The sequence below is a fragment of the Rhodococcus sp. BP-316 genome (assembly GCF_019836105.1).
Taxonomy (GTDB): Bacteria; Actinomycetota; Actinomycetes; order Mycobacteriales; family Mycobacteriaceae; genus Rhodococcoides.
Window position 1 is genome coordinate 276,608 of the sequence record NZ_JABUEE010000002.1, and the last position, 23,096, is coordinate 299,703.

Below are 23,096 nucleotides of genomic sequence, written 5' to 3' on the forward strand. Positions count from 1 at the left end.
CGCAGGTGGGCGATCTCAGGTGGACGTCGAGGTGAGCCCGTCGGCGGTCAGATCGACCCGCCGCGTGATGCCCAGCGCATCGAGGAACGCCTCGTCGTGGCTGACCACGATCAGGGCTCCCTGATACGACGACAGCGCCGTGCTGAGGTGCGTCCTGGACGCGACGTCGAGATTGTTCGTGGGTTCGTCGAGAATCAGCAACTGCGGTGCCGGATCGGCCAGCAGCAGCATCGCGAGGGCCGCGCGCACCCGTTCCCCGCCCGACAGGGTGTGCACCACCGCGTCGGCCCGCCGACCGCGGAAGAGGAAGCGAGCGAGCCGAGTTCGGACGTCGGTGATCGACGTGTCCGGTGCCGCGCGGCGGACGTTCTCCACCACGGACGCATCGTCGTCGAACACGTTGAGGGATTGCGGCAGCACCGCGGTCGGCACCGACGGCGCCAGAGATCGCAGGAGAGTCGTCTTGCCGACTCCGTTGTCCCCGACGAGCGCGATGCGTTCCGGGCCCATGACCGTGAGTTCGACCGTCCTGTCCGGGTACCGACCGTCCAGATCGAGCAGCGTCTCGCCCGTCGACGCCACCGACTTCGACGCGTGCACCGCCGTCTCGGGCAGATCCACCACGATCTCGGTGTCGTCACGAATCATCTCGTGCGCCTCGTCGGCGCGGGCGCGGGCATCCGCCACGCGGTCCTCGTGTCCGATGCGGTACTTGGCAGCCGACTCCTGTGCGGCGCTGCGCCGGTTGTGGGCAACGATCTTCGGTACCCGCTTCTCGCGAGATGCCTTCTCTCCCATCCGTCGCCGGTGGGCCACGGTGGTCTGCGCCTCGACCAGATCCCGCTTCTGCCGGCGCAGATCCTGATCGGCCGACCGCGCCGCGGCCCGCGCCGCCTCCTGCTCGCCCTCCACGACGCTCAGGTAGTGCGTCCAGTTGCCGCCGAACATCCGGAGCGACGCGGGCGACGACCGTACCGAGTGGAGTTCGGCGATGTCGTCCATGGTGTCGAGCAGGCCCTGGTCGTGACTCGCGACGACGACGGCGCCGGAGAACTCGTCGAGTACTCGTCCCAGAGCGGAGCGAGCTCGTCGGTCCAGGTTGTTCGTCGGTTCGTCGAGAAGCAGGACGGAGGGCCGCCGGATCACCTGACCGACGAGTGCGACGATCGTCGACTCGCCCCCCGACAGGGTTCTCATCGGTCGATCGAGATCTGCTGCCGTGCCCAGACTCTCGCCGAGGCCGGCCGAGTCGAGCAACGCGAGAGTGCGCTCCTCGACGTCCCAGTCCATCCCGACGACGGTGAAGTCGTCGGGATCGGTGCTGCCGTGCTCGATGCGTGCCAGGGCCCGTCGGACGTCTCCGATGCCGAGGAGATCGGCGACGGTGTCCGAGACGTTCATGACCACCTGCTGGGGAAGATGGCCGACGGTGCCGGTGACGCGCACGGACCCGCGCTGCGGTCGATACCGCCCGGTGATCAGGTGCAGCAGAGTGGATTTGCCCGCTCCGTTGGTGCCGACGAGGCCGGTCCGGCGCGGCATGAACGATGCGTCCAGGCCGTCGAGGACAGGCCGGCCGTCGGGCCAGGAGAAGGTGAGATCGGAGAGAACGACGGAGGGTGATATTGACATGGAGCACCTCAAGAGGAGTGTCGTGCCACCGCGACGTGCGCGTCGGTGGGATCCGCACTACTTACGAGAGGAGCAACTGCCTGTCCGTTCGTCGGGGACGATGAGCTACCAACTCTAGGTCGGCAGCGCAGAACGGTCAACAGAGATGTCGAATACGGCTGTGAATCAGTCGGTCTCGTCGTCCTGAGTGTGAGTGTTCCGGACGTCGGGTCCCTGGGCCCGCAGGTCGTCCACCTTCGCCATGGCCTCGCGCAGTTCTGCGAGCCACGGGTCGATGTGGTCTCCGGTCAGGCGTACGGCCCAGGCGAGCGCGTCGGCGCGCGAGCGTGCGACGCCGGCGTCGACGAGGGTGTCGAGCACCTTGCGTTCGGGCTGACGCAGTCGAGTCATGACCGGCACCGCGAGGTGGGTGAAGAGGGTGGTGTCGCCGTCGATGGTGACACCCCAGGCGACCTTGCGGCCGTAGCGTGCCTCGGCCTCGTCGGCGATACGCATGCGATCGTCGCGGGTGGACTCACGGAATCGAGCGATGCGGCCCTCGACGCCGGCATCGGACTCGGGGGCGTTCAGCTCGCCGATCACGACGATCTCCTCGCGGTCGACCTCGACCGTGGCGGTGCCGTCGAACCAGTCGTCGGGCAAGCGGCCGAGGAACCACTGTTCCGCATCGCCTGCGTCGGGTACGTCTTTCTGCTGCCATCCGCCGGGCCGGCCGACGCGTTCGCCGCGCTTTGCGCCGCGACCGCGGCCGTGTCCGTGGGGTCCACCGCGCCGGGGTGCGTCACCTCGACCGAAGGGACTGGAGGGTCGTTCTCCGAAGGGGAAGGTGTCATGGGGATTCATGATGTTCTACTTTCGTCAGTGGCGCGATTACTTGATTACAACGCCAGTGATTACAAGATTACACAAGTCGCGCCGAGCGTCAAGAGTTCGTCGCGTCGTGTGACCGACGGATCGGTGGGGCACTATCAGTGCGTGCCTTCGCTGATGTCTCGACCGTCCCGCCGATTCGGCCCCTCCACCAGCAGCGGACTCCGTCTCGCCGCCGCGACCATCGCGGTCGCGCTCGCCGCCACCGCGTGCAGTGCCGACGAGCCCCCGGCGTCCCGTGTGACGGCCGATCGGTTCGCCGAAGCGCTGAGCACACAGAACGTGGGCGCCGCGGCAGAGTTGACCTCGGATCCGGCGGCAGCGACCGCGGTGCTCACCCAGATGTACGACGGACTCGGCGGTGGCGGAACAGTTACGGCGACACCGCGGTTCACGGTGAGCCAGGCAGACGACGAGCAGCAGACGTTCACACTGTCCGCCTCCTGGTCCTTTGCACCGCCCGAGGATGCGGAGGCACCCGCGACCGGCACCGCATCCGCGACGGCGACCACCACGGCAGCTCCCACCACGTCGGCCCCGGCGGACGCGGAACGCGTCTGGACCTACACGACGACCGGATCCGTCGCCGACGGTGGACAGGGGCTGAAGGTCACCTGGAACCCGGGTGTCGTCGTACCGGGCCTGACTCCGGAGACGACGGTTCGGTACACGCCCGTCACCGCGTCGACCGCGCCTCGCGTCGTCGACACCTCGGGAGCGCCACTCATGTCGCAGCAGGTGGTGACGCTGGTGAATCTCGACCAGACCGCCGATCCCGGCGCCGTCGCGGCACTAGTGTCGCCGTTCGCGCCGACGGTCACGGCGGAATCCCTTCGCGACGCGCAGTCGAGCGCTCCGTCGGTGACGGCCGTGAGCCTGCGGCAGGAGGATCTCGCCCCCATCGAGTCCCTGCTCTCCGCCTTGCCCGGCGTCACTCTGGCGCCGCAGACGCGGCTGCTGACCGAGAATCGCGCACTGTCCTCTCCCGCGCTGAACGACGTGGCGCAGCTGTGGCAGGAGCAGCAGGACGCCACCGCCGGGTGGGCCGTGCAGTTGGTGGCCGCCGACGGTTCCATCGCCCAGCGGGTGACCGGCGTCGAGGCGACCGTCGGCCCGGACATCCAGGTCACGCTCGACACACTGTTGCAGCTCAAGGCGGAGAACGCTCTCGCGTCGACAGCGAACGCCGCGGCCGTCGTGGCGATCCGGCCCTCCACCGGAGACGTCGTGGCCGTCGCGCAGAACTCGGCCGCGGACGCGCAGGGCCCGATCGCCCTCACGGGCCTGTACCCGCCGGGCTCCACCTTCAAGACCGTCACCACCTCGGCGGCACTGCAGGCGGGCACCGTCACCCCCACGACCGTGGTGCCGTGCCCCGGATCCGCGAACATCGAGGGCCGGACCATCCCCAACGACGACAACTTCGACCTCGGATCGGTTCCGCTCCAGACGGCGTTCGCGCGTTCGTGCAACACCACCATGGGTCAGCTGGCCGTCGATCTGCCCGACGACGCGCTGCAGCAGGCGGCCCTGCAGTTCGGGCTCGGCGTCGACTACCTGACACCCGGGCTCACCACCGTGACCGGCAGCGTTCCGCCCGCGACGACGTCGGCCGAGCGCGTCGAGAGCGCGATCGGGCAGGGCACCGTCACCGCGTCCCCGTTCGGCATGGCCCTGGTCGCGGCGTCCATCGCGGACGGATCCACCCCGTCGCCGACCATGATCACCGGACGACCCGGTACCGCGGATCGCACCGTCGCAGCCCCGCCGGCGGAGGTGACCGACCAGCTGCGCGCCATGATGCGGGAGACGGTCACCGCCGGTACGGCGACGCAGTTGCAGGACATCGACGGACTGCTCGGTAAGACCGGCACCGCCGAGGTCGCGAGCGGCCCGGCGCACGGCTGGTTCGTCGGCATCCGCGGTGACCTGGCGTTCGCCGTGTTCGTCGAGGGCGGCGACTCCTCCGCGCCGGCGCTGACGGTGGCGGGATCTTTCCTGCGCTGAGTGGCCTTCGGCCCTGTGCGCCTTTTGCGCACCCCTGGATACGCACAAGGCGCACGGGGTGACCGGATCGTGACCGGTCCGAGTGCTCACCGTGCTGTGTTACTGGTGTGACTCATGTGATTATTGGGGCATGGTTCTGCGTTCCAGGTACGTCGTCGCGCTGCTCGCAGTGTTCGTGTCGCTCGCGACTGTCGCCTCGTTCGTGGTGAACAAGCCTCGCAGTGAGGCGGCGGTGCTGGTGGACCGGTTCGTCGCCGCCCTCGATCAACGTGACGTGGCCGCGGCCGCCGCGCTGACCTCCTACCCCAATGCCGCGGCCCAAACGATCGGCGCCATGTTCGACTCGATGGGGCCCGGAGTCTCGACGAGCCGCATGTCGCAGTACATCGGCCTGGACGACGAGTCCGGCTTCTTCACCGTCGACTCCACCTGGTCGTTCGGCGAACCCCGCGGCCAGGACTCGCGCGAGTGGCGCGTCACCACCCAGGGGTCGACGCGCAAGCTCGGCGTCGGCTGGCGCATCTCGTGGGATCCGTCGATCCTCGCCCCGGAACTGCGTGCCGGTGGGTCCGTCCGCTACGCCCGCACCGATGCACCCGCACCGCGCGTGCTCGACGCCTCGGGCGCCGTGATGATGGCGGAACAGAACGTCGCCTCCGTGCGGCTCGATCCCTCCGCGACCTCCGACCTGGCCGACACGACGTCCCGCCTCGCCGACGTCATCGACGTCGTGGCGCCGCTGATCACGTCCGAGTCGCTCCAGGCCGACGTCGCGGCGGACCCCGGTGCCGTGATCACCGCCGTGAACCTGCGTGCCGACGACTACGCCGTGCTGGAGGACGACCTGCGTGCGATCCCCGGTGTGGTCCTCTACGCGGAACCCAAGCTCATCGCCGGTGACCGGCGGCTGACGTCGCCGGTGCTGGACTCGCTGCGGACCGTGTGGCAGGACTCCCGCGACGCCACCGCGGGCTGGGCTGTCGAGGTCGCGGACACCGACGGCGAGATTACCCGACTGGCAGGTTTCCAGGGTCCGGGATCACCCGACATCACGTCCACTCTCGACCCGGCCGTGCAGCTCGCTGCTGAGACCGCCGCCGTCAGCGTCGGGACCCCGGCCTCGATCGTGGTCATGAAGCCGTCCACCGGCGCCGTCGTCGCCACCGCGCAGAACAGTTACGCCAACGACGAGGGCGCGCCGGCGTTCACCGGCCTCTATCCCGCCGGGACGCTCGTGGACGTGATCCAGGCGTCGGCCGATCGCCAGAAGATCGGATTCACCGACGCCGCACGCCAGTTCGGCTTGGGTACCTCCTTCGACATCCCCGGTCTCGACGCCGTCACCGCCTCGCTCCCCGACGGCCAGTCGGCGGTGGACCAGTTCCGCGGTGTCAGCCGGACGTCGTCCGTATCCGGCATGACGGTGACACCCTTCGGCCTCGCCGAGATGGCGGCGGCCGTCGCTCGCGGATCGGCACCGGCTCCGATGATCGTCGGCGGCGCACCGGCGACGGTGTCCGGTGCGGGCTCGCCCGTCGCCCCGGCCGTGCTGACCTCGCTGCGGAACACACTGCGTGACAACGCCCGCAGCGAAGGTGTCAGCGATCCGTCGGTCACCGGGCTCGCCGGGGACAACGGAGACGATCGCTGGTTCCTCGGCACCAAGGGCGATCTGGCCTTCGCGGTCTACATCGAGGACGCCGACGGAACCGATGCCGCGGCGCGCATGACGAACATGCTGATGCGCGAGATGGCCTCGCCGTCGGAGTGATCACCGGCTTGCTACGTTTCACCCCGTGACCGTCACCGAGTTCGTCCTGCTGATCGCGGCGGGCTTCGGTGCCGGAGTCATCGGCTACATCACCGGCCTGGCGTCGCTCGTGTCGTACCCCGCGCTGCTGGCGGTGGGGCTGCCACCGGTCGCGGCCAACGTGACCAACACCGTGGCGCTCGTCGGGGCCGGTGTGGGTGCCACCGCGTCGTCGGTCAAAGAGCTTGCCAAGAGCGGACGTTCGCTGCTCTGGCTCACCCTGTGGGCCGCGCTGGGCGGCATCGCGGGAGCCGTCGTCCTGCTGCGCGCGCCGGGGGAGACGTTCGAGGCGGTCGTGCCGATCCTGGTCGTTCTCGCATCCGTCGCCATGCTGCTGCAGCCGCGGATCCGCGTCCTCGCCGGTAACCGGACGTTCCCGGTGCTGTATCCGAGCGCGATCTTCCTCGTCGCGATCTACGGCGGCTACTTCGGCGCGGGTGCGGGCGTCATCTTCATGGCCCTGACGCTGATCTGCACGGCCGAACCCGTCTGGCGCGCAACGCTCCTCAAGAGCTACCTGCTGGGCGTGGCCAACCTGGTCGCCGCGGTGATATTCGCGTTCTCCGGCCAGGTGAACTGGCTCGCCGCACTGGCGATGGGAATCGGCACCATCGCCGGGGGAACGCTCGGCCCGCGCATCGTGAGACACCTTCCGCCGAATCTGCTCCGGATCGCCGTGGCGCTGTGCGGGTTCGGCCTCGCAGCGTGGCTGTGGCTCGGCTGAGGAACTGTGTGGGTCAGGCGCGACGACGCTGCGGGAGGCGGGCGACGAGACGCCACCCGAGCAGGAACACCGCCAGCGTCACCGTCGCGACCACGATGAAGCTGAAGGCCGTTCCCTCGCCGGACACCTGCCGCAGCACCATGCCCACGATGACGGCGCCGATCCACGCGAGCACCCCGGTGGGGACCAGGGACACCGCGACGAACTTCTCGCGGTACAGCGCGTAGGTCACCGCCCATCCCACGGCGAGGCCGACGAGGAACGGCCAGGCCGTCGACAGTGTGCCCCCGACGGTCACGCCCTCCTCGTGGCTGCCTCGGCCGATGGCGCTGAAGACGAGGACGAGAACGACGTCGATCACCGCCGGCACTGCGAGGGCCGACAGGGCGGGAGTGCGGGTGCGCGCGGGCATGCCACCAGACTACGAGGCGCCGAGACGCGGAAAGACCCGCACCGGCGCCGGCTGTGCGGGCGTCGAGCGGGTCTTTCCGGGAGGAGATCAGGCCTGGTGGCCGGCCTCGATCTCGAGCAGCAGGCCGATCTTGTCGCCGACGACGGCGCCGCCACCCTCGAGGGGCATGTCGATGCTGATGCCGAAGTCCTTGCGGTTGATCGTGGTGGTGGCCTCGAAGCCGGCGACCGGTCCGTTGCCCATGCCGGCGTTGACACCGTTGAACTCGACGTTCAGATCGATGGACTTGGTCACGCCGTGCAGCGTGAAATCACCGGTGAGCACGAAGTCGTCGCCCTTGGCCTTGACCGAGGTGGACCGGAAGGTGGCAGTGGGGAACTTCTCGACCTCGAAGAAGTCGGCGGTCTTGAGGTGGCCGTCGCGCTGCGCGTTGTCGGTGGTGATGGAGGCGACGTCGATCTCGGCGTCGATGGTGGGCGCGCCGTTCTCGTCGACCGTGATGGTGCCGGTGAAGGTCTGGAAACGGCCACGGACCTTGCTCACCATCAGGTGGCGGACGGTGAACCCGACGGTCGAGTGGGTGGCATCGATGGCCCACGTGCCGGCGGTGAGCTGGGGGACGGACACTGCTGCAGTCATGACGAACTCCTGTGTGGTTGAAGGTTCAAGCCTCACAGTACACAACCGGACCGCGGTCCGCATCTATTCCCGCGGAGGAGAATCCTTGCCGAGCGGATGGGTGGCCGACGGCTGTTCCGTCCGCTCCCGAAGTTCCGTCCGCTCGCGCTGCTCGACGGCGAGATCGAAGTGCAGGTCCTCGTGCTGGTGCTTGCGGAACAGGATCAGGAAGACGACCCAGCCGACGAGCGCCACCAGGATGAAGCTGACCAGGCGATACACCAGTGCGGACGCGACCGCTTGTGACGCGCTGATGCTGGCCGCGGTGGTGAGGGTCGCGATGAGAGTGGCGTCCACGATGACCAGACCACCGGGCGCACCGGGGATGGATCCCACCGTCTTGCTGGCCGAGAAGGCGATGAGGAGCCCGTAGATCTTCGGATCCGCGCCGATGGCGTAGCAGGCGAACCCGAGGCACGCGACGTCCGCGAGGCGGTGCACCGCGGAGAAGCCGAGCGACACCGTGCCGTCGCGGGCACCGAGGCGTACCGACTTCACCTGCTCGACGATCTCGTCCAGCCGGGCCATGCCCGTGTCGGGATCGTTGTTGCGCAGCGAGTTGTACTTCGACAGCCCCCACCGGCCGATGCCCACGATCGACTGGGGGTGGGAGCGGACGTAGCGCACGCCGGCGATGAGGGCGATCACGCCGGCGACGGGGACGATCAGTGCGAGGGTGTTGGCGCTGCCGCCGACGAGGAAGGCTCCCGTCACGCCCAGGACAGCCAGCCCGAGCGCGGCGATGACGCCGGAGATGGCGAGCTGCCACGACGCGACCACCGGGCTCGCGCCCCAGCGGCGTGTCTCGCGGTATGTGAACGCGGTGGAGAAGACCTGGCCGGCCGGCAGTGTCAGCGCCATGGCGGTGCTGCCGTAGATGACGGAGAGCGAGCGTCGCTGCGATACGCGGACTCCGCCCGCGCGCAGCAACTGCTTCTGGACACGCGCGAACGCGGACAGCGAGATCGCTTGCATCACGACGCAGGCCGCGGCCCATCCCCAGTGGATCTCGGTGAGGGCGCGCCACGACTCGTGCAGGCGCGGCCACAGGTAGACACCCTCACCGACCAGCAACGCCACGAGGGCGACCGCGGCCACCCAGCGCAGCCATCGCCATCTGCCACCGGCGCGGGGCGACCCAGCGGATCGGCCCTGCTCCGGAACTACCACGGCACCGAGAGTAACGAACGGTGCCGACGATCAGCGCGGATAGTCGACCGGGGAGGCCAGGTGCGTCGCGCGCCGCCGTCCGCGCAGCTGCACCTTCTCGCCCAGTTCCCACTCGGACTGCTCGTCCTCGTCGGCGAAGTACAGTGCCGACGTCGACGCGAGAACCCGACTGGGAGTGAACTTCGCGAGTTCCGTCAGGCGCGACGCCTCGTTCACCGGATCACCGATGACGGTGTACTCGAAGCGTTCCTTGGCGCCGATGTTTCCCGCCACCGCCAGTCCGGCCGACACGCCGATGCCGATGTCGAGTCCGGCGATCTCGGTGAGCTCGCTGCGCAGTTCCCGCGCTGCGGACAGTGCCGCGGTGGGTGCGTCCGGGCGATCCAGGGGCGCGCCGAAGATGGCCAGCGCCGCGTCGCCCACGAACTTGTTGACGAAGCCGTGGTGCCGGTCGACCACGTCGACGACGACGCGGAAGAAGTCGTTGAGCAGGTCGACGACCTCGCCGGGCGGACGTTCGGAGGCGGCGGCCGTCGAGCCGACCATGTCGACGAACAGCACCGCGACGAATCGGGTCTCGCCGCCGAGCTCGGTGCCGAACTTGAGGGCGCGCCGCGCGACGTCCTCACCGACGTGCTGCCCGAACAGCTCGCGCAGGACTGCACGCTCCGACGCGTCGGCCATCATCCGGTTGAAGCCGACCTGCAGACGGCCGATCTCACTGCCGTCGAACACCTCGACCTGGACCTCGGTGTGGCCCTCCTGCACCTTCTCGATGGCGCGGCGCAGCTGACGGATGGGATCGGAGATCTGGCTGGCGGTGAGCATCGACAGACAGAACGCCTGGATGATCGCCAGCACGCAGAGCAGGCTGATGGCGATGGCCAGCGAGTCGGGGGAGAAGACCAGGTCGGTGGTCAGCTGGGTCGCGCACAGCAGCAGGATGCCGACGACGGGGATCAGTGTGCCCAGGCCCCACGTCATCGCCATGCGTGTACCCACACCGGGCGTCATCGTGCGGTCGAAACTGCCCTCGCTGAGCGCCTGCGCGGCGACGGGCCGGAGGATGCGTTCGCCCAGCATGTAGGTGAAGCCGAAGGTGATCGCCGCGGACATGGCGACCGTCACCGCGACGGCCACCGCGAGCGACGGCATCTCCGACGCGGTGAGCAGCATGAAGATGACGCCGCCCACGATCCAGAGCACCAGGTGCACGATGGCCTGGCGCAGCGGTGCGTGCAGGGCGGCCATCTGCTCCGATCGGCTGGGCGGTCCACCGCGGATCTGCCACCGCATGACACTGCGCAGCATGACGGCGGCGGTCGCGAGGCTGACGACGGCCGCGAAGAGCAGGTACGCCCCGAAGATGAAGACATTGCGCACCCGATCGACGACGATCGACTCGTTCTCGGGAATGGGCAGCCCGTACCGGACGAAGGCGAACACCAGGATCGCGCCGAGCAGATTGGCCAGGAGCATCGACGCGAGGTACAGCGGCCAGCGACTTCTCAGGGTCAACGAGACCGCACGTAGAAGCGTCAGCACGAGGTCAACTTACCGGGTGCTCGGTTAGGCTTCCTCGGTGACGGACGATCCGGCGGAGTCGGTACACCCTGTGGTACGTGTCGGCGCTGCGTGGACGTGGCGTCTGTTGGTGTTGTTCGCCGGTCTCGTGGTGATCGGCATGATCGTGCACCGGCTCGAGAGCGTCGTCGTCCCGGTGGCACTCGCCCTGCTGGCGTCGGCGCTGCTCTCCCCGCTCGTCGACTGGATGCAGCGGCGCGGCATCCCGCGCGTCGTCGCGGTCATCGTCTCGATCCTCGGCAGTCTCGGGCTGCTGGTGGGCATCCTGACGTTCGTCGTCGAGCAGTTCATCGAGGGCGTCCCCGCCCTCACGGATCAGTTCACCGGCAGCGTCACCCAGATCCAGGACTGGCTGACGCAGGGGCCCCTGCACTTCAGCGAGGACCAGATCCGCAGTGCCGGCGACTCGGTGGTCCGGTCGGTGCAGTCGAATCAGGAAGCCCTCACCAGTGGCGCGTTGACCACCGCCGCGGTGATCGGCGAGATGCTCACCGGGGCTCTGCTCGTGCTCTTCACCCTCATCTTCTTCCTCTACGGCGGACAGCAGATCTGGGACTTCGTGTCCCGGATCGTCCCGACGCGGGCGCGCCGCCGCGTCCGGTTGGCAGGCAGCCAGGCGTTCGGCTCGCTGGTGGGGTACGTGCGCGCCACCGTCGCGGTCGCCGCCGTGGACGCCATCGGTATCGGCACGGGACTGGCGATCCTCGGTGTCCCGCTGGCTCTTCCGCTGGCGTCACTGGTGTTCATCGGAGCGTTCATTCCCATCGTGGGTGCGGTGCTCACCGGCTTCGTCGCGGTGCTCGTCGCCCTGGTGACCAAGGGATTCATCACGGCGCTCATCGCACTCGCGATCGTCATTGCCGTGATGCAGGTCGAAGGCCATGTGCTGCAACCACTCCTGCTCGGTCGCGCAGTCCGTGTGCATCCCCTGGCCGTGGTGCTCGCCATCGCCACCGGCATCGTCATGGCGGGCATCATCGGTGGCCTGCTCTCGGTGCCGCTCGTCGCGATGGCCAACACCGCGATCCGCTCACTGCTCGCCGACGATCCCGAGGAGGCGTACGAGGAGATCGCCGACGCGGATCCGTCGGAACCGATGTTCCCGGCCGCGCCGAACAGTCCGCACCCCGAGAACCAGAAGCTGAGCCGTGGCGAGGTCGACGGTCCCGCGAGTTGACGCCGCCGGTGTCGCGGAGGCACCGCTGTGGCGCGCCGCGGCAGCGTTCCGACTGGTCACCGTCCTGTACGTGGTCGGGTTCCAGTTGGTCGTCCAGGACCGGTACGACGCACCGCGCCTGAGCTGGCTGTTCGTCGTCGTCACCGTCATCTGGTCCGGAATCGCGGCCGTCGCGACCTTGACGACGCCCGCGCGGCGCCCCGTCGTCGTCGCCGACCAGGTGGTGACGCCGGCATTGATCTGCAGCACGCTGGTGGTGGCGAGTCCGGCATGGCGCCAGGACCACCAGGTGCTCCCGACGACGATCTGGGTGGCCAACGCCGTGATCGGTGCCGCCGTCCTGGGAGGTCCCCGAGCGGGGCTCGCCTCGGCGGCGGTGATGACCGCCGCCATCGCCGTGGTGCGCGGCACCGTCGACGGCGAGTTGTGGCGCGACTCGACCGGGCCCGTGCTGTTGTCCGTCGGTCTGGCGCTGGGGCTCGCGGCGCGGACGGCGCGCCTCGCGCGCAGCCGCCTGGACGAGGCGGTGGCCCTGGCCGCGGCGACCGCGGAACGCGAGCGCCTGGCCCGCGAGGTGCACGACGGTGTGCTGCAGGTGCTGGCCATGGTCAGTCGTCGCGGCCACGAGATCGGCGGCGCAGCAGCAGAATTGGCAGATCTCGCCGGCAGCCAGGAGGCTGCGCTCCGCGCCCTGCTGTCCGGGTCGGCCACCGGGCGTACCGACGGCACTGCCGACCTGGCCGCGCTGGTGCGCGCTGCGGTGGGCACGCGCGCCGTGGTCTCGGCGCCGTCCGAGGCCGTCGTTCTCCGGGCGTCGGCCGCGTCGGAGCTCGCGGCCGCGACGCTCGCCGCCGTCGACAACGCGCATCGACACGGCGGGTCCGACGTCCACGTGTTCGTGCTGGTGGAGGACTTGGGGGACGAGGTGATGGTGACGGTGCGCGACGACGGAGCAGGAATGGCACCCGGCCGTCTCGACGAGGCGCGTGCGGAGGGACGGCTCGGCGTCTCCGGCTCGATCGTGGGCCGGACGGCAGCCATCGGTGGGCGTGCGAGGGTGGACAGCAGGCCAGGAGAGGGAACGGAATGGGAACTGACGCTGCCACGGACAGCGCCGACGCCTCGGTGACGGTGATGGTCGTCGACGACCACCCGATGTGGCGTGACGGAGTGGCGCGGGACCTCGACGCGCGGGGCTTCCGTGTGGTGGCCACCGCCGACGGAGTCCGCTCGGCCACCGCGCGTGCGCGGGCGACGTCGCCGCAGGTGGTCGTCATGGACATGGACCTCGGAGACGGAACCGGAGCCGAGGGCACCGCGTCGGTGCTGGCGGTCTCGCCCGACAGTCGGGTACTGGTGCTCTCCGCGTCCGCCGAACGGGACGACGTGCTCGGCGCGGTCAAGGCTGGGGCGACCGGCTACCTCGTGAAGAGCGCCTCCATCGACGATCTGGTGTCCGCCGTACAGGCGACGAGTCGCGGCGATGCGGTGTTCACGCCCGGACTGGCCGGGCTGGTGCTCGGGGAGTACCGGCGCATGGCAGCCGCCCCCACGGCTGCGGAACCGCCTCCCGTGCTGACCGAGCGCGAGACGGAGGTGTTGCGCATGGTCGCGAAAGGGTTGAGCGCCAAGCAGATCGGCGTTCGGCTCGGTATCAGTCACCGCACCGTCGAGAACCACGTGCAGGCGACCCTACGCAAGCTGCACCTCGCGAATCGTGTCGAACTCACCCGGTGGGCGCTCGAGCAGGGGCTGCAGTGACGGCGTCGTGTTCACTACTCTGGTCGCCATGACCGGAGACGGCACCGACCCCAGGAACATGCGCGTGAGCGACGCCGAACGAGAGCACGTGGGCGGCCTGCTCCAACGCGCCGTCGGACAGGGGATGCTGTCGCTCGGCGAGTTCACCGAGCGGATGGACTCGGTACTGGCGGCCAAGACGCGCGGTGAGCTCAACGCGGTGCTGGTCGACCTGCCGGGCATGACACTGCAGGGCGGCCCACCCCAGCAGGCCGGGCCGCTCGCCGTGGTCCCGAGCGACGCGCTGACGTCGGCACCCGGACACCCGGCCACCGACGGTGCATCCGTGGACATCCGAGCCACGATGTCGACGGTCACCCGTTCCGGTACCTGGACCGCGCCGTCGGCCATCCGGGTCGCGTCGAAGATGGCCACGGTGACCCTCGACTTCAGTTCCGCGGTTCTGACCTCGCGCGAGGTGCGGATCGACGTGGACGACTACTGCAGCACCATCACCGTCGTGGTGCCCGAGGGTGCGTCGGTGGATCTCGACGGCGTCGACACCATGGGCGGCAGTGCGACCAACAAGGTGCGCAGCCGGCCTGTCGAAGGGGGACTGCACGTCGTCGTGCGCGGACGCATCCGCTTCGGATCCGTCACGGCCAAGCACCCGTTCGGGACGTCCATCAAGCGCATGTTCGGGTAGGAACTGCACCCTCGGCTGAGTAGAACGGCGTCGGACTCGAGTAGTTTCCCGTGTTCCCCCGGTCCGCCCCGGCCAGCACGATCGAGGTATGACCACTCCCTCGATAGATCCGCGACTCGTGCACGTGCTGTCCGGTGAGGTCGCCTCCCTGCAGCAGCATCTCGCCCGCGTCGGCCACGACCTGGGTCTCCTCCGACAGCAGCTCGACGGTCCGCCGATGCAGGCCCCGCTCCAGGCGCCCCCGCAGCAGCACCCCGTCTCGAGGCCACAGGTGCAGAGTCCTCCGGTGTCGACTCACCCGGTACGGCCGATCCCGCGCCCGATGCCCACGCCTCCCCGTGACACCACCCCGTGGTGGCAACGCGACGGTGTCGTCAGTCGTGTGCTCGCCGCCGCGGGCGCTGCGGTGACCGTCATCGGTGTCGTGATGCTGGTGGTGCTCGCGGCGCAGTCGGGCTGGTTCGGGCCCGGTCCTCGTGTCGCCGCGGGTGCGCTGCTGTCCGGAGCGCTCGTCGCCGCCGCGCACCGTGTGGTCGCCCGACCCGGTGGCCGCGTCGGCGCCGTCGCACTCGCCGCGACGGGATTCGCCGGGCTGTATCTCGACCTCGCCGCCGTCACCGCGCTGTACGGGTGGGTGCATCCCGTCGTCGGGCTCGTGGTGGGACTCGGTGTCGCCGCGCTCGGCGTCGCGGTCGCACTGCGCTGGTCGTCGCAGTCACTCGCGGTGATGGTCGTGGCCGGCATCGCGACACTGGCACCCGTCGTCACGGGTGGCATCACGCCGGCACTCCTCGCATTCCTGGTGGTCGTGCAGATCGCCGCCTCGCCGGTCGACGTCCGCGAACAGTGGGTCTGGTTGCGCGTCGTCCGCACCGTCCCGGTCGTCGGAGCGGTGCTGCTCGCCGGGCTGCTCGCCCACGTGGAGACGGTCCCGACCGCCGATCTGCTGCCGCTGCTCGTCGTCGCGGGACTGTCCTTCGGCACTTCTGTCGTCGCCTGGTGGACCACCCTCGCCCACCGCGCCGTGGACCCGGCGTCGCTCGCCTCGATCGCGGCCACCGCCGCCGCGGTCCTCGTCACCGCGACGCTGTTCTCTCGCCCCGTCGCCGGCGGCGTCGACGCTGCGGTCGCGCTCGCCCTGGTGGCGATCCTGGTCGCTCGACGCGAGCTGGTCACCACGGTTCGTCTGGTGCTCACAGCGACGGCTTCGGTGGCGGTGGCGTCGGCGCTGGTGACGGGCACGGCCGATCAGGTCCGCATTCTCGCCCTGCTGCTGGTCGCCACCACGGCGCTTCTCGTCGGCGCCCGGACCCGCTCGGGTGTGTCGGCCGCGGCCGGCGCGTTCTTCGCCCTCCTCGGAACCACCGCACACTCGCAGATCACCTCGGTCGACTCGCTGAGCAGCCCCGTTCGCGCGCTCGACTCCGGCTGGGCCTCGGTGCCCGCGTCGGTCGCCATGATCGCGATGGCTGTGGCGGGAGTGCTCGCGGCACTGCGCACCATCGAGGACGCGACGCTCCGAACCCTCGCCGCCGGCCTGGCGGGAGTCGCCGGCCTCTTCGGTGCGACGGCGGTGTGCATCATCACCGGCATCGAGATCGGCGGCCGCACCGGGTTCGTCGTCGGCCACGGCGCAGCGACCATCGTGTGGATGACCGTCGCCGTCGCACTGCTGATGCGTGGTCTGTCCGACGCCACCGGTGCCCGCGCGGTCCTCGCCGCAGGTCTGACCGTCGCGGCCTCGGCCATCGCCAAGCTGTTCCTGTTCGACCTCAGCGCACTCGGTGGACTGCCCCGCGCCGCAGCGTTCCTGGTGGTGGGAGTGATGCTGCTCGGTATCGGCACCCGCTACGCGAGGTCGTTCGCGGACCGCGCCGTCACTGCCGACGCTGGCGGGCCAGCAGCTCGCTCACACTGATGGCACCGGACTGACCGTGGTGACGACCACCCGACTCGTCGTCCCCGTCCCGAGCCCGCCGGCGACCCGATGTGGTCGTCGGCGGTGTCTCGTCGGGCTCGGGGACCTCGGGCGTGGAGGGGTTGTGGGTCTCGGGCTCGGGTGCCGGCCGATCCTCGCGCTCGGGCATGCGCAGACCGGCGATCCAGGAATCGACCTCGGCGCTGGTGCGCGAGCCGTTCCCGTGGGGCCCTCCGTTCCCGTTGCTGTGACCGTTCCCGGTGCCGTTCCCGTTCCCGTTGCCGTTGGAGTGGCCGTTCCCGTTGCTGTCGCCGTTGCGGGGCCGATCGACGTCGATGCCGTCGCCTGAGACCGAGCCGTAGCGGAACGACGTGGTCTCGTGCCCGTTCGAGCCGTTCGAGCCGTTCGAGCCGTTCGAACGCTGAGCGACCGACGGCGCGCGGAGTTCGGCGAGCCAGCTCTCGATGGGGCGCGGGGCGGGTGCGCCGTTCCGCGGTGCCGGCTCGGCCGACGTCGGCTCGGGACCGGCCGTCGGACGACTCTGCTGATCGTCGGAGGCCCGGGCGGGTCGGGTCTCTGCCGGGCGGGCGACCCGAATCTCCTCCGCGGGCGCGGGCGCGGGTGCGACGGGAGGTGCCGTGGGTTCGACGGCGCGCGGTGCGACGGGCTCCGGCGCGGCGGGCTGCTGCACCGGGGGTTCCTGCACAGCGGGCTTCTGCACGCGCTCGGGAGCCGGACGCGGGGCGACGGGCCGGGGACGATCGGGTGCGACGCGCTCGGGCATTGCACGAGCGGCCGACGGGCCGCTCTGCATGACCCGCGGAATCGGCTGGGTGAGCGGTTCCCGCGTCCGCGCCGGGAGCGGTGCGGACCCGATCGCGACGAGCTCGGGGACATCGGTGGGCATCATCTCGGCGTCGAGGATCGGCTCGCCGAGCCCCAGCTTCTGCTGGATGCGCTTCATCCACTGCGGCGCCCACCAGCAGTCGTCGCCGAGCAGCTTCATCGTCGCCGGGACCAGGAACATGCGGATCAACGTCGCGTCGATGATGAGCGCGGCGATCATGCCGTAGGCGATGTACTTCATCATCACCAGCTCGGAGAAGGCGAAGGCGCCCGTGACGACGATGAGGATCAGTGCGGCCGCGGTGATGATGCGACCGGTGTGCGAGGTACCGACGCGAATGGCCTCGGTCGTACTGGCTCCGCGGGCTCGTGCCTCCACCATGCGGGAGAGCAGGAACACCTCGTAGTCCGTCGACAACCCGAAGATGATCGCGATGATCAGCACCAGTACCGGGGCCATGATCGGCCCGGGAGTGAAGTTCAGCAGACCCGCGCCGTTGCCGTCGACGAAGATGAACGTGAGGATGCCGAGCGTCGCGCCGAGGCCCAGCGTGGTCATCAGGATGGCCTTGAGGGGGAGCACCAGCGACCCGAACGTGAGGAACATCAGCAGCGTCGTTACCAGCACGACGAGCGTCGCCATGAGGGGTAGTCGGTCCACGAGCGCCGCGATCGAGTCCTGCTCGATGGCGGGCGTGCCGCCGACCGACAGGGTCACCCCGTCGGGAACGTCGATGGAGCGGATGTAGTCGATGGCCGGCGACGACACGTTGCGGTCGACCAGTCCCGCCTTGAGCACGGCGACACCGTTCTCGTTGCGCTCGATGGAGAACCGTTCGACGAGCCCGGGAGCGTTGGACGCCTCGCGCAGGACCGTGCCCAACTGCGGACCCTCCGCGTTCTCGAGCACGATCTTGAGCGGCTCGGTGCGGTAGGACGGGAAGTTCTCGTCGAACACGTTCTGGGCGACACGGGTGGGGTTGTCCGGCGGCAGGTACGTCTCGTTGATGCCGCCGAACTTGATGGCACCGACCGGCAGCGTGAGGATCAGCAGGCCCAAAACGATGGGCACGCACACCTTGAGCGGGTTCCGCATGACCCAGCGCGTGAGCTTGCCCCACGGCCCGGACTCGATCTCCTCGGTCGTCTTGGTCTTGCGCATGCTCTTCAGTCCGAGAGCGTCGATGCGCGGGCCGAGGATCGACAGGATCGCCGGGAGAATGGTGATGGCGGTCAGGGCCGCCAGAGCGACGGTGGCGATCGCACCGAACGCGACGGACTTGAGGAAGCCCTGCGGGAAGAGCAGCAGACCGCCGAGGCTCGCGACGATCATCGTCGCCGAGAAGACGACCGTGCGGCCCGCGGTCATGACGGAGCGTTGCACGGCCTGCTGTGTCGTGCGGCCGTCGGCCAGTTCCTCTCGGAACCGGCTGACGATGAACAGCGCGTAGTCGATGGCCAACCCGAGACCGATGAGCGAGACGACGGGCGCGACGAAGCTGTTGACCTCGACGAAATTGGTGAACAGCCGGACCATGCCGTTGGCCGCGACCACGGTGAGACCACCGATGATCAGTGGCAACGCCGCAGCCACGACGCCGCCGAACACGAAGAACAGGAGCACGCCCACCACGGGGATGGCGAGGATCTCCATGCGCTTGATATCGCCGGCCATGGTGTCGTTCAGCGCGTTCGCGATGGGCTGGAGGCCGGCGAGCTGCACGTCGACGCCGTCGATGGCGAACGCGTCCTTCACGTCACGGAAGTTGTTGGTCAGTTCCGTGTCGTTCGCGCCGGCGATCGCGAACGTGGCGATCGCCTTCGTCTTGTCGGGCGAGGCCAGCGCGGGGAGCCGCTGCTGGAAGTAGTTGATGTTGATCTTCGAGATCTTGTCCGAGTGCGCCGCCATCATGGCGTCCTGACCAGCGGTGACGGTCTGCTGGAACGCCGGGTCGTCGACCGTCGATCCCTCGGGTGCGGTGTAGAGGGCGACGACGTCGCCGGTGCTGTCGCGACCGAAGGTGCCGTCCGCGGTGACGGCGGCGTGCACCGACTCCGAGTTCGGGTCGTCCCAGCCGCTCTGACTCAGGTGATCGTTGAGGCTGAGTCCGTACGCGGCGAGGCCCAGCAGGAACGCGACCATCACACCGATGACGGTGAACCGTGATCGGTGAACCAGATCTCCCCAGCGAGAAAACACTCAGGACACTCCTTGACGCCCGACGAGCAGGGCGGACAGCGGACGGAACGGCTGCAGCCAGGCGCCCTCGTCCGGAAGGGACTCGAGGCTGACCCGCGGCAGTGGTTCGCGGAACACACCGGGGATGTCCTCGAGATCCAGGAACTCGAGAGTCTCCGACGTGACGGCCCAACTGGCGTGTTCACGGAACCCGAGGATCTGAACGGGCACACCCGTTGCCGCGATGGCTTCGAGTGGGAGCCGGAAGGCCTGGCCGTCCGCGGACGCGACCACCACTCCCGCGAGACCGTGGTCCCGTGAGCGGAGCTCGATGTGATCGAGCATGTCGGAGTCGACGTCGCTGTCCTCGTCGATCTTCGGCTTGGCGAAGACCGCGAAGCCCACGTTACGCAAGGCCTCGACCCAGGGACGAACGACGTCGGCGCTGCCCTGGGCGATGTTCGTGAAGACGGTGGCCTCGGGTTCGAGGCTCGCGGTCTGGTGCGCGGAGAGCTGGGCGGTGCGGCCGAGCAGCCATCGGCCCAGCGCATCGAAGCGCGGGCGGTAGGCGGCGGTGGGTCGTCCGCCCAGGATGGCGCCGAGGCCCATGTCCAGATTGGGCGCATCCCAGACGAGCAGGACCTTCTTGGTATGGCGAGAATCACCGGCGCCGTCGAGCACGGCCGTGTCCGTGTTCTGTTCGTCCACGCTCATCGGAGTGGGTTCTCGCTCTCTCGTCGCGTGATCGTCGCCGCAGCGACGTCGGTCGCTCCGGTGGATGGCCTGCCCCAGACGAACTCGCTCGTCGGCCTGCCGACCTGCTGGGCCTTGCCCTCGAACTTCGTCACCGGACGGTCGACGGACAGGGAGGACCCCTCGACGGTACGTCGTTCGGCATCGAACGGCAGCCGCGTCAGAGTGGGCTCCGCGTCACCGACCTCCTCGATCCACTCCGCGTAGTCGGCGTGGTCGGTGGCGACGTGGAGAATGCCGCCGGGCTCGAGACGGTCCGCCACCAGGGCGAATGTGGCGGCCTTCAGCAGTCGGCGCTTGTGGTGCCGGGCCTTGGGCCAGGGGTCGGGGAAGAAGACTCGGACGCCGGCGAGCGAACCGGGAGCAACCATGTTCTCTAGCACGTCGGCAGCGTCGCCCCGCAGAATGCGCAGGTTGGAGAGACCTTCTCGCTCGATCCCCTGGACCGTCTGCGCGATTCCCGGTCGGTAGACCTCGACGGCGACGAGGTTCACGTGCGGTTCGGCGGCCGCCATCGCGAGCGCGGCGGTGCCGGTCCCGGAGCCGATCTCGAGAACCACCGGGGCGGTCCGGCCGAACCACGACGCGGCGTCGAGCGGCTCGTCGGCCACCTCGCGGCCGATGCCGGGCCACATCCGGTCCCACGAGGCCTGCTGCGGTTCGGTGAGCGCGCCGCGTCGGGACCGGAAACTGGTCACCCGGGGATACAGCCGGGAACCGCCGGACCGGCTCTCGTCGGCACCGTCGGACAGGCCGTTCTCGGGCGCTGCGTCCACGGCACGGGGGTCGGTCATCCTGTCATTGTCTCCCATGGACGCATTTCGTGACAGCAGGGTCTCGACTTCAGGTCGAGACTCTGGCCTACCGACACCGGGATCGGCGTGTGAGAATCGCCCCGTCGCATCTGCAGAATCGGGGGATCACGGATGCCGGGGACCGAGTCGAGCGCGCTGCACCGCGCGGTGACCGAGCTGGAACGCAGCGTCGACGACGCCGCTCTGCGGGCGGTGATCGGGCGATGGCGATCCCCGGTGCGTCTCGCCGTCGCGGGACGCCCCGGTGCGGGCAAGTCCCGCGTCGTCACGGCGCTGGTCCTTCCCGAGGCGGCGGAGGTGCACGGGGTGGACGCCCCCGACCTTCCTCCTCCCGTCCTGGACCACGACGTTCTCGCGCTCGTCGTCGCTCGGACACTGAGCGCCGCGGACCTCGAGGTGGTGGCGGCACGGTCGAGCGGTGACACCCTCGTCGTCCTTGGGCGCACCGACCTCCCGATCGACGCGGACGCCGTCGCCGCGGTGCTGCCGGCCGGGATGCCCGTGATCGGCGTGGACGACGTCGACACGCTCACCCGTGCCTGGGCGACGGCGGTGTCGCGCGCGGCGAGGTGCCGCGACATCGCCCTGCTCGCCGCGGTCGAGACGGTGGCCGCTCGGAGTGCGCTCGGAAGGTCGTCGATCGAGACGTTCCTGCGCGCCCCCGAGGTGGCTCACGTCCGGAGCGGTGCACGCGCGTGAGTCTCGACCTGCCCGCCGACTCGGCCCGAGTGGTGCGGACGTGGAGTCCCGACTCCCTGAGTCGGCTGGGGCGAGGACCCGCACCGGCGCGCACCGTCGCCGTTCTGGCGGCACCGGGTCTCGACCAGGAGGCGGTCGGTGCGGTGGTGACCTCCGCGGGATGGTCCGTCCGTCCCGTCTGCGCGGCCTCGGCCGTACTCGTCCTGGTGGATCCCGCCCTGCCGCCGGGCGGTGCCCTCGTCCGGGCGGCGCGGTCGATCCCGGCCGATCTTCCGGTGGTGCTCCGGATCGCCGCCGAACCGGACGACGCGCGGCGCGTCCTCGCCCGATGGGCGGCGTCGGTCCCGCGCGCCGACGCGGTGGTGGTGTGCGGTCCCGACGACGATGCAATCGTGGACGCGCTCGCTCGGGCAGCGGACCGGGTGGACCCGGCAGAGGCGGAGCGGACGGCGGTGGACCGTACGCTGGCCGAGGCCCGCACGGCACTGACAGCGGCGGCCCGACGCGACACGGGCAGCGCGGACCTCGCCGACGCGCGGGAACGCCGGCGCCGGGCCGCGTCGATCGCGACGGACGACGGACTGCTCCTCCGGCGGTCGACGGCCGAGCTGCGCCTCGATCTCGCCCACCGGGTCGGCGTGCATCGGCGGGAGACGGGCGCGCGGGTCGCCGCCGCCGTCGGGGACGCGAACTTCGCCGACCTCCGACGCCTTCCGTCCGTGGTCGCCGCGGAGATCGATGCGGCGACGGGTCGGCTCGCGGACGAGGTGACCACCGCGCTGACCGCGGTCGGCGCCGTGGACTCCGCACCCCCGGTCGAACGCGCATCGACGACCCACCAACCGCCCCCGTCGGCCGGGTGGGGAGTCGACGAGGTGGTGGCGGGTGTCGTCGGTGCCTCGGCGGGTGCCGGCGTGGGGCGGGTGGCGGTGTGGGCGGCCTCCCTCGGCGGCGCGTCGGCCGGGTTCGTGACCGTGCTCTGCGCCGCGATGATGGCCGCCGCGGTGGTGCGGACGAGGCTGCTCTCGACGCGCCGCGCGCGCCTGCGCCGATGGGCTGCGGACGTGGTGGCCGATGCCGCCTCCGGCTGGGAACGGGACACCGCGTCCCGTCTCGTGATCGCCGACTCGTGGCTGACCGCGAGACTGTCGGCGCAGGTCAGAGACGCCTCCGCCCGGCGGAACGCGCTGATCGCGGAGATCGACGGCGAGATCCGAGACATCACGTCCAGAGCTGCCTCGCGGGCGGCCGCCTATCAACGGGATCTCGACGTGCTGGACCGCGTCGCCCTCACTTTCGGGCGGCGGGGAACCGTCTCTTCGCTGGATGCGTCCAAGCACGAGGTGGGAACGACAGCGAGGAACACGGGGGACTGA

At 69.9% G+C, this 23,096-nt stretch carries 19 protein-coding genes; 10 read left to right on the top strand and 9 right to left on the bottom strand.

Annotation, left to right across the window (positions count from 1 at the left end; all coding sequences use genetic code 11):
* Positions 1–15: 15 nt before the first annotated feature.
* Positions 16–1,632 (bottom strand): ABC-F family ATP-binding cassette domain-containing protein, encoded by a 1,617-nt coding sequence (locus HQ312_RS04660; protein WP_222637955.1) that lies wholly within the window; start codon positions 1,630–1,632, stop codon positions 16–18.
* 165 nt (positions 1,633–1,797) lie between these two features.
* Complete coding sequence (locus HQ312_RS04665; RefSeq protein ID WP_261775949.1) at positions 1,798–2,475, bottom strand: hypothetical protein; 678 nt, start codon at positions 2,473–2,475, stop codon at positions 1,798–1,800.
* A gap of 132 nt (positions 2,476–2,607) precedes the next feature.
* Here HQ312_RS04665 and HQ312_RS04670 point away from each other — a divergent pair, with 132 nt between their 5' ends.
* The 3 genes from HQ312_RS04670 to HQ312_RS04680 all read left to right on the top strand — a co-directional run bounded on the left by HQ312_RS04670 (position 2,608) and on the right by HQ312_RS04680 (position 7,043).
* The gene (locus tag HQ312_RS04670; RefSeq protein WP_308123796.1) at positions 2,608–4,509 is read left to right on the top strand and encodes a penicillin-binding transpeptidase domain-containing protein; all 1,902 of its coding nucleotides are present in this window, start codon (positions 2,608–2,610) and stop codon (positions 4,507–4,509) included.
* A 130-nt stretch (positions 4,510–4,639) separates the two neighbouring features.
* Positions 4,640–6,280, top strand: coding sequence for a penicillin-binding protein (locus HQ312_RS04675; protein WP_222637956.1), 1,641 nt, complete (start codon positions 4,640–4,642; stop codon positions 6,278–6,280).
* Between the two features lie 25 nt (positions 6,281–6,305).
* Complete coding sequence (locus HQ312_RS04680; protein WP_222637957.1) at positions 6,306–7,043, top strand: sulfite exporter TauE/SafE family protein; 738 nt, start codon at positions 6,306–6,308, stop codon at positions 7,041–7,043.
* Positions 7,044–7,056: 13 nt separating this feature from the next.
* On the opposite strand, the gene HQ312_RS04685 is transcribed toward HQ312_RS04680, so the two are convergent.
* From HQ312_RS04685 to HQ312_RS04700, 4 genes are all read right to left on the bottom strand, one after another.
* Positions 7,057–7,455 carry a DUF3054 domain-containing protein gene (locus HQ312_RS04685; protein WP_222637958.1) on the bottom strand — a complete coding sequence of 133 codons (399 nt, stop codon included), beginning with the start codon at positions 7,453–7,455 and terminating at the stop codon, positions 7,057–7,059.
* Between the two features lie 87 nt (positions 7,456–7,542).
* Positions 7,543–8,094: a YceI family protein gene (locus HQ312_RS04690; RefSeq protein ID WP_027506170.1), complete on the bottom strand. Its 552-nt coding sequence runs from the start codon at positions 8,092–8,094 to the stop codon at positions 7,543–7,545.
* Positions 8,095–8,157: 63 nt separating this feature from the next.
* Entirely contained in the window at positions 8,158–9,303 is a 1,146-nt protein-coding gene (locus tag HQ312_RS04695; protein WP_051613437.1) for a YbhN family protein, read from the bottom strand.
* 30 nt (positions 9,304–9,333) lie between these two features.
* Positions 9,334–10,782, bottom strand: a complete 1,449-nt coding sequence (locus HQ312_RS04700) for an adenylate/guanylate cyclase domain-containing protein (RefSeq protein ID WP_037186160.1) — start codon at positions 10,780–10,782, stop codon at positions 9,334–9,336.
* A 103-nt stretch (positions 10,783–10,885) separates the two neighbouring features.
* On the opposite strand from HQ312_RS04700, the gene HQ312_RS04705 reads away from it, so the two are divergent.
* The 5 genes from HQ312_RS04705 to HQ312_RS04725 all read left to right on the top strand — a co-directional run bounded on the left by HQ312_RS04705 (position 10,886) and on the right by HQ312_RS04725 (position 16,428).
* Positions 10,886–12,064: an AI-2E family transporter gene (locus HQ312_RS04705; protein ID WP_308123797.1), complete on the top strand. Its 1,179-nt coding sequence runs from the start codon at positions 10,886–10,888 to the stop codon at positions 12,062–12,064.
* Entirely contained in the window at positions 12,036–13,193 is a 1,158-nt protein-coding gene (gene macS / locus HQ312_RS04710) for a MacS family sensor histidine kinase (RefSeq protein WP_222637959.1), read from the top strand. The genes HQ312_RS04705 and macS overlap by 29 nt, the downstream gene beginning before the upstream one ends.
* Positions 13,151–13,825 carry a response regulator transcription factor gene (locus HQ312_RS04715; RefSeq protein ID WP_027506351.1) on the top strand — a complete coding sequence of 225 codons (675 nt, stop codon included), beginning with the start codon at positions 13,151–13,153 and terminating at the stop codon, positions 13,823–13,825. The genes macS and HQ312_RS04715 overlap by 43 nt, the downstream gene beginning before the upstream one ends.
* A gap of 28 nt (positions 13,826–13,853) precedes the next feature.
* Positions 13,854–14,510, top strand: a complete 657-nt coding sequence (locus tag HQ312_RS04720) for a DUF1707 domain-containing protein (RefSeq protein WP_222637960.1) — start codon at positions 13,854–13,856, stop codon at positions 14,508–14,510.
* A gap of 88 nt (positions 14,511–14,598) precedes the next feature.
* On the top strand, positions 14,599–16,428 hold the full coding sequence (locus HQ312_RS04725; RefSeq protein WP_222637961.1) for a DUF2339 domain-containing protein: 1,830 nt from the start codon (positions 14,599–14,601) through the stop codon (positions 16,426–16,428).
* Here HQ312_RS04725 and HQ312_RS04730 read toward each other — a convergent pair.
* The 3 genes from HQ312_RS04730 to trmB are packed head-to-tail and all read right to left on the bottom strand — an operon-like array spanning position 16,388 to position 21,000.
* Complete coding sequence (locus HQ312_RS04730; protein ID WP_261782080.1) at positions 16,388–19,417, bottom strand: MMPL family transporter; 3,030 nt, start codon at positions 19,415–19,417, stop codon at positions 16,388–16,390. The genes HQ312_RS04725 and HQ312_RS04730 overlap by 41 nt on opposite strands.
* Before the next feature lie 57 nt (positions 19,418–19,474).
* Positions 19,475–20,167, bottom strand: a complete 693-nt coding sequence (locus tag HQ312_RS04735; protein ID WP_027506176.1) for an NYN domain-containing protein — start codon at positions 20,165–20,167, stop codon at positions 19,475–19,477.
* Positions 20,164–21,000: a tRNA (guanosine(46)-N7)-methyltransferase TrmB gene (trmB, locus tag HQ312_RS04740; RefSeq protein ID WP_261782038.1), complete on the bottom strand. Its 837-nt coding sequence runs from the start codon at positions 20,998–21,000 to the stop codon at positions 20,164–20,166. The genes HQ312_RS04735 and trmB overlap by 4 nt, the downstream gene beginning before the upstream one ends.
* A gap of 132 nt (positions 21,001–21,132) precedes the next feature.
* Here trmB and HQ312_RS04745 point away from each other — a divergent pair, with 132 nt between their 5' ends.
* Together HQ312_RS04745 and HQ312_RS04750 are read left to right on the top strand one after the other, a co-directional pair.
* Positions 21,133–21,720: a hypothetical protein gene (locus HQ312_RS04745; protein WP_222637963.1), complete on the top strand. Its 588-nt coding sequence runs from the start codon at positions 21,133–21,135 to the stop codon at positions 21,718–21,720.
* Positions 21,717–23,096 carry a hypothetical protein gene (locus HQ312_RS04750; protein ID WP_222637964.1) on the top strand — a complete coding sequence of 460 codons (1,380 nt, stop codon included), beginning with the start codon at positions 21,717–21,719 and terminating at the stop codon, positions 23,094–23,096. Before HQ312_RS04745 ends, HQ312_RS04750 begins: the two co-directional genes overlap by 4 nt.